Annotated in this window: 16 protein-coding genes; 10 read left to right on the forward strand and 6 right to left on the reverse strand. The window is 62.0% G+C overall.

All coding sequences use genetic code 11. The features are described from left to right. Positions 1-154 precede the first annotated feature (154 nt). From JUI81_RS03710 to JUI81_RS03755, 10 genes are all read left to right on the forward strand, one after another. Complete coding sequence (locus JUI81_RS03710) at positions 155-508, forward strand: hypothetical protein (protein ID WP_019579296.1); 354 nt, start codon at positions 155-157, stop codon at positions 506-508. A 238-nt stretch (positions 509-746) separates the two neighbouring features. Continuing rightward, a complete protein-coding gene (locus tag JUI81_RS03715; protein WP_007941298.1) occupies positions 747-1,706 on the forward strand; it encodes a MoxR family ATPase in 960 nt (319 codons plus the stop codon). A gap of 5 nt (positions 1,707-1,711) precedes the next feature. Continuing rightward, positions 1,712-2,656: a DUF58 domain-containing protein gene (locus JUI81_RS03720; RefSeq protein ID WP_019650033.1), complete on the forward strand. Its 945-nt coding sequence runs from the start codon at positions 1,712-1,714 to the stop codon at positions 2,654-2,656. After that, on the forward strand, positions 2,653-3,147 hold the full coding sequence (locus tag JUI81_RS03725; RefSeq protein WP_019579298.1) for a DUF4381 domain-containing protein: 495 nt from the start codon (positions 2,653-2,655) through the stop codon (positions 3,145-3,147). The genes JUI81_RS03720 and JUI81_RS03725 overlap by 4 nt, the downstream gene beginning before the upstream one ends. After that, positions 3,140-4,234: a VWA domain-containing protein gene (locus JUI81_RS03730; protein WP_028940466.1), complete on the forward strand. Its 1,095-nt coding sequence runs from the start codon at positions 3,140-3,142 to the stop codon at positions 4,232-4,234. The genes JUI81_RS03725 and JUI81_RS03730 overlap by 8 nt, the downstream gene beginning before the upstream one ends. Then, on the forward strand, positions 4,231-5,967 hold the full coding sequence (locus JUI81_RS03735; protein WP_019579300.1) for a VWA domain-containing protein: 1,737 nt from the start codon (positions 4,231-4,233) through the stop codon (positions 5,965-5,967). The genes JUI81_RS03730 and JUI81_RS03735 overlap by 4 nt, the downstream gene beginning before the upstream one ends. Then, positions 5,964-7,604, forward strand: coding sequence for a BatD family protein (locus JUI81_RS03740; RefSeq protein WP_204123757.1), 1,641 nt, complete (start codon positions 5,964-5,966; stop codon positions 7,602-7,604). The genes JUI81_RS03735 and JUI81_RS03740 overlap by 4 nt, the downstream gene beginning before the upstream one ends. A 254-nt stretch (positions 7,605-7,858) precedes the next feature. Beyond that, a complete protein-coding gene (locus JUI81_RS03745) occupies positions 7,859-9,103 on the forward strand; it encodes an exonuclease SbcCD subunit D C-terminal domain-containing protein (RefSeq protein WP_096480105.1) in 1,245 nt (414 codons plus the stop codon). Beyond that, positions 9,100-12,741: an AAA family ATPase gene (locus JUI81_RS03750; RefSeq protein ID WP_204123758.1), complete on the forward strand. Its 3,642-nt coding sequence runs from the start codon at positions 9,100-9,102 to the stop codon at positions 12,739-12,741. Before JUI81_RS03745 ends, JUI81_RS03750 begins: the two co-directional genes overlap by 4 nt. Next, a complete protein-coding gene (locus JUI81_RS03755) occupies positions 12,738-13,334 on the forward strand; it encodes a glutathione S-transferase (protein WP_204123759.1) in 597 nt (198 codons plus the stop codon). The genes JUI81_RS03750 and JUI81_RS03755 overlap by 4 nt, the downstream gene beginning before the upstream one ends. A 170-nt stretch (positions 13,335-13,504) precedes the next feature. Here the strand turns inward: JUI81_RS03755 and JUI81_RS03760 are convergent, their stop codons facing one another. The 6 genes from JUI81_RS03760 to JUI81_RS03780 all read right to left on the reverse strand — a co-directional run bounded on the left by JUI81_RS03760 (position 13,505) and on the right by JUI81_RS03780 (position 16,211). Continuing rightward, positions 13,505-13,762 (reverse strand): hypothetical protein, encoded by a 258-nt coding sequence (locus JUI81_RS03760; RefSeq protein WP_018926169.1) that lies wholly within the window; start codon positions 13,760-13,762, stop codon positions 13,505-13,507. Continuing rightward, positions 13,759-13,971: a hypothetical protein gene (locus tag JUI81_RS03765; RefSeq protein WP_019579305.1), complete on the reverse strand. Its 213-nt coding sequence runs from the start codon at positions 13,969-13,971 to the stop codon at positions 13,759-13,761. Before JUI81_RS03765 ends, JUI81_RS03760 begins: the two co-directional genes overlap by 4 nt. Before the next feature lie 115 nt (positions 13,972-14,086). After that, positions 14,087-14,212 (reverse strand): hypothetical protein, encoded by a 126-nt coding sequence (locus JUI81_RS31985; RefSeq protein WP_007901166.1) that lies wholly within the window; start codon positions 14,210-14,212, stop codon positions 14,087-14,089. A gap of 205 nt (positions 14,213-14,417) precedes the next feature. Continuing rightward, positions 14,418-14,597 (reverse strand): hypothetical protein, encoded by a 180-nt coding sequence (locus tag JUI81_RS03770; RefSeq protein ID WP_018926171.1) that lies wholly within the window; start codon positions 14,595-14,597, stop codon positions 14,418-14,420. Between the two features lie 155 nt (positions 14,598-14,752). Then, the gene (locus tag JUI81_RS03775) at positions 14,753-15,922 is read right to left on the reverse strand and encodes a lactonase family protein (RefSeq protein ID WP_204123858.1); all 1,170 of its coding nucleotides are present in this window, start codon (positions 15,920-15,922) and stop codon (positions 14,753-14,755) included. Further along, entirely contained in the window at positions 15,915-16,211 is a 297-nt protein-coding gene (locus JUI81_RS03780) for a DUF5629 family protein (protein WP_026331700.1), read from the reverse strand. The genes JUI81_RS03775 and JUI81_RS03780 overlap by 8 nt, the downstream gene beginning before the upstream one ends. Between the last annotated feature and the right edge of the window lie 53 nt (positions 16,212-16,264).

Below are 16,264 nucleotides of genomic sequence, written 5' to 3' on the forward strand. Positions count from 1 at the left end.
CCCGGATTTACGGCACCTTCGTACCAGAAATGACTCGAGATGCATCGGATGTTCACGACACATCCTCTGACACTCAGCCAAGCAGAAATTCCCGAGGGCTGGCAGAATTGCCGTTTGTTGTGTTCACAACGCTCGCCGAGCCAGGATTTTTCCCATGCAAATGACAACCGACCTCTTGATCGTCAACCCGTGCGACGACGAAGAAGACAATCTGGCCATGCTCTGTTGCACCAGCGCCGAGGGCGAAATGTTCCTGATGAGCCGCTTCCCGGACGAGGACGAGCTGGAGATAATCTTCCACGACAAGCCTTCGGCCCTGGATGGCGTGAAAGTCACCCTCAGCCCTGACCGTCTGCTGATCGAAATCGCCGCCGTGGACGCCGATGCGCTGGGTGGCAATGATTCGCTGGAAATCCTGCACAGTACCGATGCCAGCGATCTGGCCGAGGTGGAAGAGACGCTGCAGAACATTCTCGAGGGGATTGGTACTTACATCAGCGAAATCTGATGGTGGCTGAATGGGCGCCCTCGCGGGCAAGTCGGATCGCCGCACCGCTCGCTCCTACCGGTTTTGAGGTGATCGTTCCCACGCTCTGCATTCCCACGCAGAGCGTGGGAACGAGCGTTAATCCGCACATTTCTACAAAATGCCGTTAGTCGGCGCCCCCCGCGATGGATTAAAGTAACGCCCCCAGCCCTGGCGTTATTCGAACGTCTTCGGTCACCCTTTCCAGGAACAGTCATCGATGGAACATCGTGAAGCGCTGCTCGCGCTGCGAACCTTTCTTTCAACGCAGATTCTCGGCCAGGAAAAACTCATTGAGCGCTTGCTCATCGCCTTGCTCGCCGACGGTCACATGCTGGTCGAGGGCGCCCCGGGGCTGGCCAAGACCAAGGCCATCAAAGAACTCGCCGAAGGCATCGAAGCACAGTTCCATCGCATCCAGTTCACCCCCGACCTGCTGCCGGCCGACATCACCGGCACGGAAATCTATCGCCCGGAAACCGGCAGCTTCGTGTTCCAGCAAGGCCCGATTTTCCATAACCTGGTGCTGGCGGACGAAATCAACCGTGCCCCGGCCAAGGTCCAGTCGGCCCTGCTCGAAGCCATGGGCGAACGCCAGGTCAGCGTCGGGCGCAGCACCTACGAGCTGTCGCCGCTGTTTCTGGTCATGGCCACGCAAAACCCCATCGAGCAGGAAGGCACCTACCCGTTGCCCGAAGCGCAGCTCGACCGGTTCCTGATGCACGTGAAAATCGGCTTCCCCGACGCCACCGTCGAACGTCGGATTCTGCAACAGGCCCGTGGCGAAGCACTGCACGGCGAAACCAAACCTGAACGCCGGGTCAGCCAGCAGGCGATCTTCGCCGCGCGCAAGGAAATCCTCGGGTTGTACATGGCCGACGCCGTGGAGGAATACCTGGTGCAACTGGTCATGGCCACGCGGATCCCGGCCAAGTTCGACCCGGAAATGGCCGAATGGATCGCCTACGGCGCCAGTCCACGCGGTTCCATCGCCCTCGACCGTTGCGCCCGGGCCCACGCCTGGCTGGCCGGTCGCGACTTCGTCAGCCCCGAAGACATTCAAGCGGTGCTGTTCGATGTGTTGCGTCACCGCATCATTCTTTCCTTTGAAGCCGAAGCCGCTGGCATCGACCAGGACCGGGTGGTCCAGCGGATTCTCGACGTCGTAGCCGTCGCTTGACCCCGATGAACACCCTTCTGCCGCCCGAGCCGGGCATCCGCATCAGCCTCGCCGAGCTGATCGAGATGCGCCATCGCGTGCGCGAAGTGCAGCTGTTTTCCACGCCGAGCCAGCGCAGCCCGCTGATCGGCCTGCACCACTCCAAACTGCGCGGGCGCGGGGTGGACTTCGATCAGGTGCGGGTCTATCAGGCCGGCGATGATGTGCGCAGCATCGACTGGCGCGTCACCGCCCGGACCCAGGAACCGCACACCAAGCTGTTCCATGAGGAGCGCGAACGACCGATTTTCATCATGGTTGAACAGAGCCGTCGGCTGTTTTTCGGCTCCGGGTTGATGTTCAAGTCGGTGCTGGCCGCCCAGGCCGCGAGCCTGATTGGCTGGGCCGCGCTGGGGCATAACGACCGGGTCGGCGGGCTGGTGTTCGGCGACAACGAGCATTACGAAATCAAGCCGCGACGCAGTAAGCAGAGCCTGCTGCAACTGCTCAACCGGCTGGTGCGGGTCAATCAATCGCTGCACGCCGAGCGCGAACCTGACCGCGACGCCTTCGGCATAGCCCTGCGCCGCGCCCGGGAAGTGCTGCGCCCCGGCAGCCTGGTGATTGTGATCTGCGACGAACGCGCCTTGTCCGACAGTGCCGAGCAGCAACTGAGCCTGTTGTCGCGCCATTGCGACCTGTTGCTGCTGCCGGTGTCCGACCCGCTGGATCACGCCCTGCCCGCCGCCGGCCTGCTTCGTTTTGCCGAACACGGCGCGCAACTGGAACTCGACACCTTGAATTTCGACCTGCGCCAGGCCTATCGCGCCCAAGCGGAAGCACGCATCGCCCGCTGGGAACTGCTGGCGCAGAAGCTGCGGGTGTTGCTGATGCCGTTGAGCACCCAAAGCGAAATGGTCGAGCAATTGCGTGAATACCTGAACCCACAACGTCCGGGGAAAGGTCGATGAGCAGCCTCGATCAACTGCAACCGCTGATTTCCCCGCCACCGATCGGCTTCTGGCCGCCGGCACCGGGCTGGTGGTTGCTGCTGTTGTTGCTGCCGCTGATCGGTTTCGGCGTATGGCAGTTGCGACGCTTCATTCCGGACAAGCGCCCTGTCGTGCGCGCTGAACAACCGCTGGACCCGGTGCGCCTCGCCGCCCTGGCCGAACTCGCACTGATGCCCAAACCCTACGACGGCGCCCCGGCCGGTGCGTGGCTGCAGCAACTCAACGGCTTGCTCAAACGCCTGTGCCGCAACCATTACCCCTACAGCCAGAGCCACACCCTCAACGGGCGCCAATGGCTGGCATTCCTTGATAACCGCTGCCCGGCTGCCGGCCTCACGCGCTGGATGGTGCTGGTGGAAGGTGCCTACAAGCCCGAATGCAAACTCGACGACAAAGCCATCGCCGGCCTGACCCAAGCCGTCGACACCTGGATTCGCAAACATGTTTGAGTTCGCCTGGCCGTGGATTTTCGCCCTGCTGCCGCTACCGTGGCTGATGCGGGTGCTGTTACCGGTGGCCGACAGTGGCGAACCGGCGCTCAAGGTCAGCTTCCTCAGCGACCTCGAAGGCCTCGCTCGCCGCCGCGCCCGGGCCAACCTGCCGACCTGGCGCCAGCAAGCCCCGTTCATTCTGATGTGGCTGTTGCTGCTGATCGCCGCAGCGCGCCCGCAATGGCTCGGCGAACCGCTACCGATTGCCGCCAGTGGCCGCGATTTGCTGGTGGCGGTGGACGTCTCCGGCTCAATGGACTTCCCCGACATGCAGTGGCAGGACGAAGACGTCAGCCGACTGTCACTGGTGCAGCATTTGCTCGGTGATTTTCTCGAAAGTCGCGATGGCGACCGGGTCGGGTTGATCCTGTTCGGCAGCCAGGCCTATCTGCAAGCGCCGCTGACCTTCGACCGCCACACCGTGCGGGTGTGGCTCGACGAAGCGCGAATCGGTATTGCCGGCAAGAACACCGCCATCGGCGACGCCATCGGCCTGGCCCTCAAACGCCTGCGCCAACGCCCGGCACAAAGCCGCGTGCTGATTCTGGTCACCGACGGTGCCAACAATGGCGGCGAAATCGATCCGCTGACCGCCGCACGCCTGGCGGCGAATGAAGGCGTAAAAATCTACCCGATCGGCATTGGCGCCGACCCGGAACAAAGCGGCACCCTGGGCTTCCTGGGCATCAACCCGAGCCTGGACCTCGACGAGCCGGCCTTGAAAGCCATTGCCCAAGCCACCGGAGGCCAGTATTTCCGCGCCCGCGACGGCCAGGAATTGCAGGCGATCAAGACCACCCTCGACAAACTGGAACCGGTAGCCCAGCAACCTACGCAGGCCCGTCCGGCCCAGGCGTTGTATCACTGGCCTCTGGCGATGGCGCTACTGTTGAGCATGCTGCTGGTGATCCGTGAGCGCTGGCCGGATAACCCGTTGCAACGGCTGTTAACCAAGCAGCTGTTTACCAAAGAGCGGTTTCTGCATACGCAACTGCCAGACTGGCGTCAGCGCCTCAAACGCCTGCGTCTGCGGAGGCGCCGATGATTGCTCTCTGGCCGTACTGGTTCCGCCCCTGGTGGCTGTTATTGCTGCCGCTGCTGGGCTGGTTGCTCTGGCAACTCTGGCACCGACAGAAGCGCGCGGGTCGCTGGCAAATGATTCTGCCACCGGCCTTCCATGCCGCCTTGCTCAGCGGTGGCAGCGGTCGCGAGAGCAAACTGCCGTGGGTCGCCCTGGGCTTGGCCTGGGTGCTGACCGTGCTGGCCCTGCTGGGGCCGAGCTGGCAACGCGTCGAGCAAACCGGCCAGAAACCCGCTGACCCGCTGGTGGTGTTGCTTGAGTTGACCCCGGAAATGCTCGCCACCGACGTTGCGCCAAACCGGCTGGAACAGGCCCGGCGCAAACTGCTGGATCTGCTGCAAAACCGCAGCGACGCGCAGACCGCCATCGTCGTCTACGCCGGCAGCGCCCACACGCTGGTGCCACTGTCGGACGACCTGTCGACCAGCCGCAATCTTTTGGATGCACTCAAGCCGTCGCTGATGCCCCAGGCCGGTCATCGCGCCGACCTGGCGGTGGCCAAGGCCCTGACGCTGTTGGATCGGGGTGCCCTCGGCCAGGGGCGGATCCTGCTGATCGGTTCGTCGCTGACGGAACACGAACGCCAAGGGATTCGTCAGGCGCTGGACGCCAAGTCCACACAATTTCTGATGCTCGGCATCGGTACCGCCGAAGGTGCGCCGGTCGCGCAGGACGACGGCAGTTTCCTCAAGGACGATCAGGGCGCGATTCTGGTGCCGCATCTGGACGGCCCCAGCCTGAAAGCCTTTGCCAATGGCCTGGGTGGAGGTTACGCCCAGGCACGCCTGGACGATGCCGACCTGCGCGACCTCGGCCTGCTCGACGGCCCACGGGACCTGCGCAACGACGGCCAAACGTTGCGCCTCGACACTTGGGCTGATCAGGGTTACTGGCTGCTGCTGCCATTGTTGTTGCTGGCCGCCTGTGCCGGGCGTCGCGGCTGGCTGTTCTGCTTGCCGCTGCTGTTCCTGCTGCCGCAACCGAGTTACGCCTTCGATTTCGAAGACCTGTGGCTGCGGCCTGATCAGCAGGGTTTGCACTTGCTCAAACAAAAGCGCCCTGCCGAAGCCGCGCAGCATTTCGAAGACCCGCAATGGCAAGGTGTGGCGCTCTATGAAGCCGGCGACTACAGTGGCGCCGCCCAGCGGTTTGCCCAAGGCAACGACGCCCACGCCCACTACAATCGGGGTAACGCGCTGGCCAAAAGCGGCGAATTGGAAGCGGCGCTGGACGCTTATGAGCAAGCGCTGGAACTTCAGCCAGACCTGCGCCCGGCGCTGACCAACAAGGCTCTGGTGGAAACACTGCTCAAGCAGAAAACCGCTACACCGCCCGTCGAGCCGGACAAAACCGCCGAGGGCGAAACCGAAACCATGCCTCAGGAACCGCCACCGGGCAGCGCCACCCAGCCGAGCGATGGCGAGCCGAAAACCGATGCCCAACAGGCCACGCCGGACGCCGAGCAGCCGCCCGCGGCACCACCGCAACCGGGCGCCAATGAAGTTCCGGGCAGCGAATTGGGGGATGAACAAAGCACCACGCCACCACGGCGCCCCGCCAGCGACATGCTCGAAGGCGAACAGCAACAGGCGCTGGAGCAATGGTTGCGCAAGATCCCGGATGACCCCGGCGAACTGCTCAGACGCAAATTCTGGTACGAACAGCAACAACATCAGGATCAGGGAAAAACTCGATGACCCGCTTCACCGCCTTCTTGCTTGCACTGCTTTTCTGGACCGCTCAGGCCCAGGCTGCGGAGCTGGTCGCCAGTGTCGATCGCAGTCGCCTGAATTCCGGGGAGACGGTCGAACTGACTCTGGAATCCAGCGACGTGACCCAGTTCGGCAAACCCGACCTGACTCCGCTGGAGCCGCAGTTCGAGGTGCGCGGCACCCGTCAGGTCAACCAACTGAACACCCTCAACGGCAACACTCAAGCGACTACCCGCTGGATCATCACCCTGCTGCCCCGGCAGAACGGCAGTGTGGTAATTCCGTCACTGCAACTGGGCGAGGCGCAGAGCCAACCGATTACCGTGCAGGTGATCGAAAGCGAAACCCAGGACAGCAGCAATACGCTGGCACCAGTGTTCATCGAAGCCAGCCTCGACCAGAACAGCGTCTATGTGCAGGCTCAGGCGATCCTGACCTTGCGCATTTACCATTCGGTGTCGCTGTACGACGACAGCAGCCTGACCCCGTTGCAGATTCCCGATGCGCGCATCGAACAACTGGGCGAGTCGCGCACCTACGAGAAAGCCATCAACGGTTTGCGCCACGGCGTGATCGAAATGCGCTACGCGATTTACCCGCAACACAGCGGCGTACTGACCATTCCGGCGCAGGTGTTCAGTGCCACACTGGTCGATGCCCAACCGTCCCAGGACGGATCGCCCCAGGGGCCAAAACCGGGCAAATTGATGCGCGTCAGTTCCACCGAGATTCCGCTGACGGTCAAGGCCAAGCCCGGCAGTTATCCAGCCGATACTCCCTGGCTGCCGGCCCGCAGCCTGAGCCTGAGTGAAAGCTGGAGCCCGGAACCGGATCATGCGCAGGTCGGCGACTCGCTGACCCGCAGCCTGACCTTAAGTGCCGAAGGCCTCGCCAGTTCTCAACTGCCACCACTGCCCGCCACCGAGATCAACGGCCTGCGGCGCTACCCGGATCAACCGGTGCTGAGCAACCAGAGCGGGGAGCGTGGCTTGGTCGGCAGTCGCGAGGACCGTGAAGCCCTGGTTCCGATCCGCACCGGCGACATCGACTTGCCGAGCGTTGAAGTAGTCTGGTGGAACACCTTCGAGGATCACCTGGAACACACCAGCCTGCCCGCACGCACGCTGCAAGTGGCGAGCAATCCGAGCCTGATCGTCGACACCCCGGCGAGCAGCCCGCTGGTGATGTCCGGCGCCAGCAACGAAGCCCTTTGGTGGTGGAAACTCAGCACGGCAATTCTGGCCTGCACCACCCTGCTGGGCTTCGGCCTCTGGTGGCGCGCCCGCTCGCAACCGGCAGTCCTGCGGGCAGCGCAGACCGGCCCGAGCCCACGCACGCTGCTCGACGACCTCAAACGCGCCTGCCAGGCCAACGACACCCACGCCACCCGCCAGGCCCTCGACGCCTGGGCCCGGCAACAACCGGAAACCCTGGCCGACATGGCTGCCCGTTTCGTGCCGCTGTCCGATGCCCTCGACGGCCTGAACGGCGCGCTCTACAGCGAGACCGGGCAGTATTGGCAAGGTGAAGAACTCTGGCGCGCCATCCGGGCGATCCCGACGGCCGAAGGGGTTCAAGGCGTGGTCGGCGATAGCGGGTTGCCGCCGCTTTACCCTAAATAATCCCGACCAATGGGATGAAGGGGCTGTTGTGGCGAGGGGGCTTGCCCCCGTTGGGGTGCGAAGCGCCCCTTACAATTCTTCAGTGCCACCGAGTCGCCTGGATTCACGACTGCTTCGCAGCCGAACGGGGGCAAGCCCCCTCGCCACAAAATCAGTGCCTGACCACATCCCATGTGTTTGCCAGTAAACTCTCCCCTCTTTAGCCGCCATCATTTCCCCCGCGGCCATCACCTTATTTTGTTGCGGAGTACGCCTTGCGTCTGTTCCACACCTCCGACTGGCACCTTGGGCAGAATCTGCACGGCCAGGAACGCGATTTCGAGCACGCCTGTTTTCTCGACTGGCTGCTGCGTCAGCTGAAGCTGGACCAGCCTGATGTGCTGCTGATTGCCGGCGATATCTTCGATACCGTCAACCCACCGGTCAAAGCCCAGGAACGCCTCTACGATTTCATCGTCAGCGCCCACGAGCAGCAACCCTTGCTGACCATCGTGATGATCGCCGGCAACCACGACTCCGGCTCGCGCATCGAACTGCCCGCGCCGTTGATGCGGCGCTTGCGCACTCACGCTCTCGGGCGCGTGCTATGGCTGGATGACGGCCAACTGGATGCCGAACGCCTGTTGCTGCCGTTGCCGGATGCCAGCGGCGCAATCGCTGCCTGGTGCCTGGCGCTGCCGTTCCTGCGCCCCGCCGAAGTGACCGGCGCGCACCTGGGTGACAACTATTTGCGCGGCATCGGCCAGGTTCACGAATGGCTGATCGAGGCGGCGAACGCCAAGCGCAAACCGGGTCAGGCGCTGATCGCTATCAGCCATGCGCACATGGCCGGCGGTTCGGTGTCCGAGGACTCCGAGCGCAGCCTGATCATCGGCAACGCTGAAGCCCTGCCTGCCAGCCTGTTCGGGCCGAGCATCAGCTATGTCGCCCTCGGGCATTTGCACAAGCCGCAGAAGGTCAACGGCGAAGAACGCATCCGCTACAGCGGCTCGCCGATTCCGTTGTCGTTCTCCGAGATCGGTTATCAACATCAGATTCTCGACATCAAACTCGATGGCGAAACCCTGCTCAGCGTCGAACCGAAGCTCATTCCCCGACCAGTGAACCTGCAACGCCTCGGCCCCGCGCCGCTGGCGGAAATCCTGCTGCAACTGGCCGACCTGCCCAACATCGACCTGCTCGCCGACATCCAGCGCCAGCCGTGGCTGGAAGTGCGGGTGCGCCTCGATGAACCGCAACCGGACCTGCGCCATCAAGTGGAAACAGCCCTGCAAGGCAAAGCTGTACGGCTGGTGCGGATTGCCGCCGAATACGCCGGCAACGGCAGCCGCGACGGCGTCGAGGACGGCTCCACCTTGATCGAACTGGACCAACTGACGCCGCAGGAACTGTTCAGCCGCGCCTGGCAGGACAACTACGGCAGCGAGGTCGACGAGCAAACGCTCAAGGACTTCGCCGAGCTGCTGCAAGACGTGCAGATGGAGAGCGAACAGCCATGAAAATCCTCGCGATCCGCCTGAAAAACCTCGCCTCCCTGGCCGGGCCATTTGAAATCGACTTCACCGCCGAACCCTTGGCCAGTGCCGGCCTGTTTGCGATTACCGGGCCGACCGGCGCCGGCAAAAGCACCCTGCTCGATGCGCTGTGCCTGGCGCTGTTTGGCGCCGTGCCGCGGCTGAACAACGCTCAAGCTTCCGCCAAAACCCCGGACGCCGATGGTGAAATCAGCACTGGCGATCCGCGTACGCTGTTGCGTCGCGGCACCGGTGAAGGCTTTGCCGAAGTGGATTTTGTTGGCATCGATGGCCGCCGTTATCGCGCGCGCTGGGAAGCCAATCGCGCCAGGGAAAAGGCTGCTGGCAAGCTGCAAGCCAGTCGCCAGAGCCTGCGCGACATCGATCAGGATCAACTGCTCGCCAGCCAGAAACTTGAATTCAAGAGTCAGATCGAGTCCGTACTGGGCCTGAACTTCGAACAGTTCACCCGCGCCGTGTTGTTGGCGCAGAGCGAGTTCAGTGCGTTCCTCAAGGCGGACGACAACGACCGCAGCGAACTGCTGGAAAAGCTCACCGACACCGCGCTCTACACCCGCCTCGGTCGCCGCGCCTTCGACAAGACCAAAGAAGCGCGCGAAGCCCACAAGCTGTTGCAGGACCAGGCCACTGGGGTCACGCCACTGTCGCCTGAAGCCCGGACCGAGCTCGATGAGCGCTTCAATGACGCGCAGCAGCAACTCAAGACCCAGCAGGCGCAGCTCAAGCAATTGGAGCTGCAACACACCTGGCTCAAGGATTTGCGTCAGTTGCAGGACGCGCAACAGAGCGCCTCCGAGCAACTGCAGTCCGCTCAACAACACTGGGACAGCCTGGCCGGCGATCGCTTGAAGCTGACCCGTCTGGAGCAATTGGCCCCGCAACGGCACCAATTCGCGCGCAAGACCGAATTGACCGCCCAGCTCACACCGCTGGCGGCGCAGATTCAGCAGCATATTCAACAGCAGACTGAACTGAACGCGCGTCAGGCTCAGCTCGAACACAGCCTGAGTGCGGCGCAAACGGCACTGACCGCGGCGCAAAGCCAACACAGCCACAGCGCACCACTGCTGCGTCAGGCCTTCGAAGAGCAAAGCACCCTCGCCCGCCTGGTCAAGGACGCCAAACTCAGTGCCGACCTCAAGCAGCAGACGGAACTGGCCTGCACGCAGGGCCAAAGCACGATTCAGGGCTTGCTTGACCAGCAGAAACAAGTCGCAGAACGGTTGCAGCAAATTGCCGGTGAGCTTGAGAAAAGCACTCATCTGACGCCGCTGAGCGATGCCTGGAATGCCTACCGCGATCGTCTGCAGCAACTGATGCTGATCGGCAATCGCTTGAACAAGGGCCAGTCCGAACTGGCTGCCCTGGAGCAAAGCGCCACCCGCGCCGCCGAGGATCTGGCCACCCAGCGCCAGAGCCTTGAGGTGCTGTACAAAGAGGCCGGCGCCGAGCCCGAAGCCGTGGCCGAGCAGATTCAGATCCTCGGCAGCCTGCTACAGGACAACCGCAAGCAACTGCGGGCCGTTGAAGAACTGTCGCGGCTGTGGGCCAGCCAACAGGAACTGGACAAGCGCGGCGCCGAACTTCAGCAGCGCCAGCTCGCGGCTCAGCAAGAGCGTGATCGCCTGACCCAGGACGGGGTGAAGACCAAGGCCGAATTGACCGTTGCCGAACAGACCCTGACCGTCACCCGCGAACTGCTGGAACGTCAGCGCCTGGCACGCAGTGCCAGCGTCGAAGAGCTGCGTTCGCAACTGCAGGACGATCAGCCGTGCCCGGTTTGCGGCAGCCCGGACCATCCTTATCATCAGCCCGAAGCCTTGTTGCAAAGCCTCGGCCGCCACGATGAAAGCGAACAGGCCAACGCCCAGAAAGCCGTGGACTTGCTCAAGGAAAAACTCACCGAGCTGCGCGCAGAAGTTGGCGGCTTGATTGCTCAACAAAAGGAATTGCTGCAGCAGCAAGAACAACTCGCCACTCAACAACAGAGCCTGGCGCCGAGCCTGGAAGCGCACCCGTTGTCCGCCCAACTGTTGGCCCAGGACGCGAACAAACGCGATGCCTGGCTGATCCAACAAAGCAACCAGTTGAACCAGAGCATCACCCAGGACGAACAGCGGCAAACCGCCCTGCTCACCCTGCAACAGGATGCCGCGCGACTGGCGCAACAACTGCGCAGCGCCGAAGCGGCGAACCAACAGGCGACACAACACCTGCTCAACCAGCAACGGGAGTTGAGCAGCGATCGCCAACGCCTGGACGAAGAACTGAGCGCGTTCAGCAGCCTGCTGCCAGCCGAGACGCTGGAAGCGCTGCGCAATGAACCCGCCGCGACTTTCATGCAGCTCGACCAGCAGATCGCCCAGCGCCTGCAACAACTCGAACAGCAGCGCGATGAACTCGCTGAACAGCAACAACGCCAGCAGACGCTGGACAAAGAACAGGACCGCCAGCAGACCCGCACCCAGCAACTGGACGCCGCGCAGCAGCAGTTCAGCGCGCTGGCCGGGCAACAACAGGCTTGCCAGGAAAAACTGACGCAACTGCTGGGCGAACACGCCAGCGCCGAACAATGGCAGCAGCAACTGGATCAGGCCGTCGAGCAGGCACGCAATGCCGAAGCGACGGCCAATCAGGAACTGCAAAGCGTGCGCACGGGGCTGGTGCAACTGGCCGCCGAACTCAAGGCGCAACAGGAACGTGCGCAAGCCCTGGAAAGCGAAGACCGCGAGCTGAGCAGCAAGATCGCCGACTGGCGCGCGCAGCATCCAGAACTGGACGACGGCGGGCTGGAAGCGCTGCTCGGCGTCAACGACCAACAGCTCAGCGAGCTGCGTCAACGATTGCAGCAAAGCGAACAAGACATCGCGCAAGCCAAGGTGCTGTTGCAGGAGCGCGATCAGCGCTTGCGCGATCATCAGGCGCAGCACAACGGCAACCTGGACGCCGAACAACTGGCCATGGCACTGGCCGAGCTGCAAAACCTGTTCACCGCCAGCGAGCATCGCTGCGCCGAATTGCGTGCCGAACAAACCGAAGATCAGCGTCGACAAAACGCCAATCAGGCGCTGGCGCAGCAGATCGCCGACGCCTACGCCGAGTACCAGCGCTGGGCGCGCTTGAGTGCGCTGATCGGTTCGGCCACCGGCGACACCTTCCGCAAAATCGCCCAGGCCTACAACCTCGACCTGCTGGTGCATCACGCCAACGTCCAATTGCGGCAACTGGTGCGGCGCTATCGCCTGAAACGGGGCGGCAGCATGCTCGGGTTATTGGTGATGGACACCGAGATGGGCGATGAACTGCGCTCGGTGCATTCGCTGTCCGGCGGCGAGACGTTCCTGGTGTCGCTGGCGCTGGCGCTCGGTTTGGCATCGATGGCATCGAGCACGCTGAAAATCGAATCGCTGTTCATCGACGAAGGCTTCGGCAGCCTCGACCCCGAATCCCTGCAACTGGCCATGGACGCCCTCGACGGCCTGCAGGCGCAGGGACGCAAGGTCGCGGTGATTTCCCACGTACAGGAAATGCATGAACGGATTCCGGTGCAGATCCGGGTCCACCGTCAGGGCAACGGCCTGAGTACCCTGGAGGTGAAATGATCACGCTGTATTCGTTCCGCCGCTGCCCCTACGCCATGCGCGCTCGCATGGCCCTGCGTTATTCGGGGGTTGCGGTGAATATCGTCGAGGTCAGCCTCAAGGCCAAACCGGCCGAAATGCTCGCGCTGTCGAGCAAAGGCACGGTGCCGGTGCTGAGCGTGGACGGCCGGGTGATCGATGAAAGCCTGGAAATCATGCGCTGGGCGCTGGCGCAGAACGATCCGCAGGACTGGCTGCTCAAGGATGACCCTGTCGGGCAGCAATACATCGCCAGGCTGATCGAAGAAAACGATCAGGTGTTCAAGGTGCACCTCAATCGCTACAAATACGCCGAGCGTTATCCCGAGCAGCCAATGACGTTTTATCGCGCCGAGGGCGAGGTGTTCTTGCGCAAGCTGGATCAGTTGCTGGAGGGGCGCGCCTACTTGCTGGCCGCGCACCCGAGCCTGGCGGATGTCGCCTTGATGCCGTTCGTGCGGCAATTCGCCCATGTGGATCGCGAGTGGTTCGGGCAGACGCCTTATGTGCGATTGCAGGGCTGGTTGCAGCGCTTCATCGAGTCAGAATTGTTCACGGGTGTGATGCAGAAGTAGCCTTTGTAGCAGCTGCCGAGCGTGCGAGGCTGCGTTCGGCTGCGTAGCAGTCGTAAACTCGGCTGATGCGGTCTGACTGATGCACCGCAAGCTCTGGTTTTACGACTGCTTCGCAGCCGAACGCAGCCTTCGGCAGCTGCTACAGGTGTGGGTGTGTGCAGGTAAGGGAATCAGGCCAACACTTCACACATCCCCAACGCCGAGCAATCCACCTGGAATGGCCCGAAAAATTCGCCATTGGATTTGCTCGGCGGATTACCCACCAGCAACTCCAGCGCTTTGGCGGTCTGGATGTTGTGGGCGATGTTGTGGTTGCATTCGATGGCCCGCGCCACCGACCCCGCCGAGCCCTGCCCGATCCCCAACAACGAAGCGCCGTTGGTCATGAACGCCAGGAAGGCGATGACCCAGAGTCTGCGTCCTTTCATGCCCCTGCCACTCCCGCCAAGTCGGCGTCATCAACCACCGCGTGTTGGGCGCGGTGTTCGAACTGGATGCCGGGATAAGCGATCTGAATCGGTGCTTGAAGGCTGTGTTGCGATTGAGCCGAAAGGCTGACGACCAACACCATGGCCACGTAAAGACCAATGGCCAGGTAGGCGCCGTGTTTGGCAGAAGTGAGGATGGTGCTGGCCATGGTGTTCTCCGTGGGCATGTTTCAGTGCCCACAGAATCGATCAAAAAACAGAAGATAACTAGCGACCTTTATGCATAGTAGCTATCAGTTTTATTGATCTTGAACCCAGCGTGTTTCAGTCCTCGATAAAACTCATCAAGCGCTCACGGGCCGCATCCGGCTCGTTGGGAACGGGCTGGGCAGCCGACAGAATCGGGGTGGAATAGAGAAACAGGAGAACCACTGCCAGACGCATCGCCATGCTGTCGATCCTTTTAGGGAAGGAGTCAAAAAATCAGCGTCAAATTTAAACACATGGCCATGTGATATCAAGCACTACATTGATAGCAATATGATGCTGTCGTAAATGCGTTATGCAGGAGCGACATCACTTCGGGGCTTTTCGACGCCTGTGGGCCGATTGGCAAGTGACTTCGCTCCTGCATAAAGGGTGCAGGGCTGACATTTCAGTGTTGGTTTTTGTGATCCAGCGCGGCGTAGAAGTTGGCGCTCTGTTGCAGGTATTTCTGGGTGTAGCTTTGGGTGTGGGATTTTTTGTCGCTGATTTCAACGTTGGCGCTGGCAGGCAGTGCAACAGTGGCGGAAATAGCGGAAGCGGCGATAACAGAGAAGAGATTGAAGTTCATGGCGGTATTCCTCGATTCAGTTGGCTTGCTTGCCCGGTTGGGCCGTGAAGCAAACTTAACTCCCGAGGGTCGGCGCCTTGAAATGCTTTGTAGCATTAGCCGATATCAGTCTCATTAATAGAAGGTTGCAGGCCCCATCAACCGGGGCCTGCGGCCTATTGACGCAGCAGAAACTTGAGATCGCTCGGGGCATCCATCGGCAGTTTTTGCACGGTTTTGCCCAACAGGCCGGTCTTGGCGTCACGCTCGATGACGACAATCTGGTTGCTCTTCTGGTTGGCAATCAGCACGAATTTGCCGCTCGGGTCGAGACTGAACTCGCGCGGGTGATCGCCGTCCACCGAGCGACGCTGAAGTTCCTTGAGGTGGCCGGTTGCCGGGTCGATGGCGAACACCAGCAACTGATTGGCGGTGCCACGGTTGCTGACGTAAAGGAACTTGCCATCAGCCGAGGCGTGAAGCGCAGCCGCAGCCTTGCCCGATGTGGGCAGCCCCGCCGCCAGATCGACCAACTGCGTTTGCTCGAGTTTGCCGTCCTGATGGTCGAACACCGCCACCTGCGCGCTCATTTCCAGGGTCAGCCAGGCGTGCTTGCCATCAGCGCTGAACAGCAAATGTCGCGGCCCGCTGCCGGGTGGCAACTGGACGGACGCGGGCTTGGCGGCAGTCAACGGCCGTTCCGGATTGGCCTTGGGGTCGAAGCGATAGACAAAGATCTTGTCCGCGCCCAGGTCATTGGAAAACACGTAGCGGCCGTCCGGCGAAGAAACCACCGAATGCACGTGCGCCGACATCTGCCGCTCGGGGTTGACCCGGCTGGCCGGATGACTGCTCATCTGCACCACCGGTTTAAGCGTGCCATCGCTGCCCACCGGTAACACCGCCAGGGTGCCACCCGGGTCTTCAGCCACCGAGTAGTTGCTGACAAACAGATGGCTGGCATCACCGCTGATGCTCGAATGGGTCGGTTCGTTGCCCAGGGTTTGCACCTGATTGATCAGGCTCAGTTCATGGGTTTTCGGATCGATTGCGTAACTGCTGACGCGCCCTACCGGATCGGCCTGCCCCGGGCCGTTTTCGTTGACCGCGAACAAGTGACGTTGATCCTTGGACACGGTCAGCCAGGACGGGTTGGCGCTCTTCACCACTTGCAGCGGCTTGGCATCGATCTGCCCGGTGCGGCTGTCGAAGTTCAGGCGATAAATCCCCTGGCTCTGGCCGGCGGTGTACGACCCCACCAGCAACTCGTAGCTGTCGACCGACGCCGCCTGCACGCCCATCGCGCCGACGCTGCCGGCGATCAACAGTGGCCAGAAGTTACGCATCCTCATTCGTTTCGTCCTCGTCATCCTGACCACCAAACGCTTCCATAGGCACCAGCCGGTGTTCACCGGAATCACCGATGATGATCCAGCTCTTCAAATCGGGATCGAAAGTCGCCGCCTTGATCTGCGCCATGCTGAACTCCCAACGCTTGAGCGCCCGACCGTCCATGCATTCGATGTGCAGGTTGTCGTCTTCATCGAGAGAGAAGTCGAAAGCGTGCAGCCCGTCGATCTCCAGCATGTCGCAATGTTCGAGGGCGTTGAGCAAGGTGTCGTTTACGGCAGTCATGGCAGTCAATCTTTGAATGGGAAAGGGCAATGATAGCTCAATGCGGGAGCGGA

Source organism: Pseudomonas sp. 008, from assembly GCF_016861935.1.
GTDB lineage: Bacteria > Pseudomonadota > Gammaproteobacteria > Pseudomonadales > Pseudomonadaceae > Aquipseudomonas.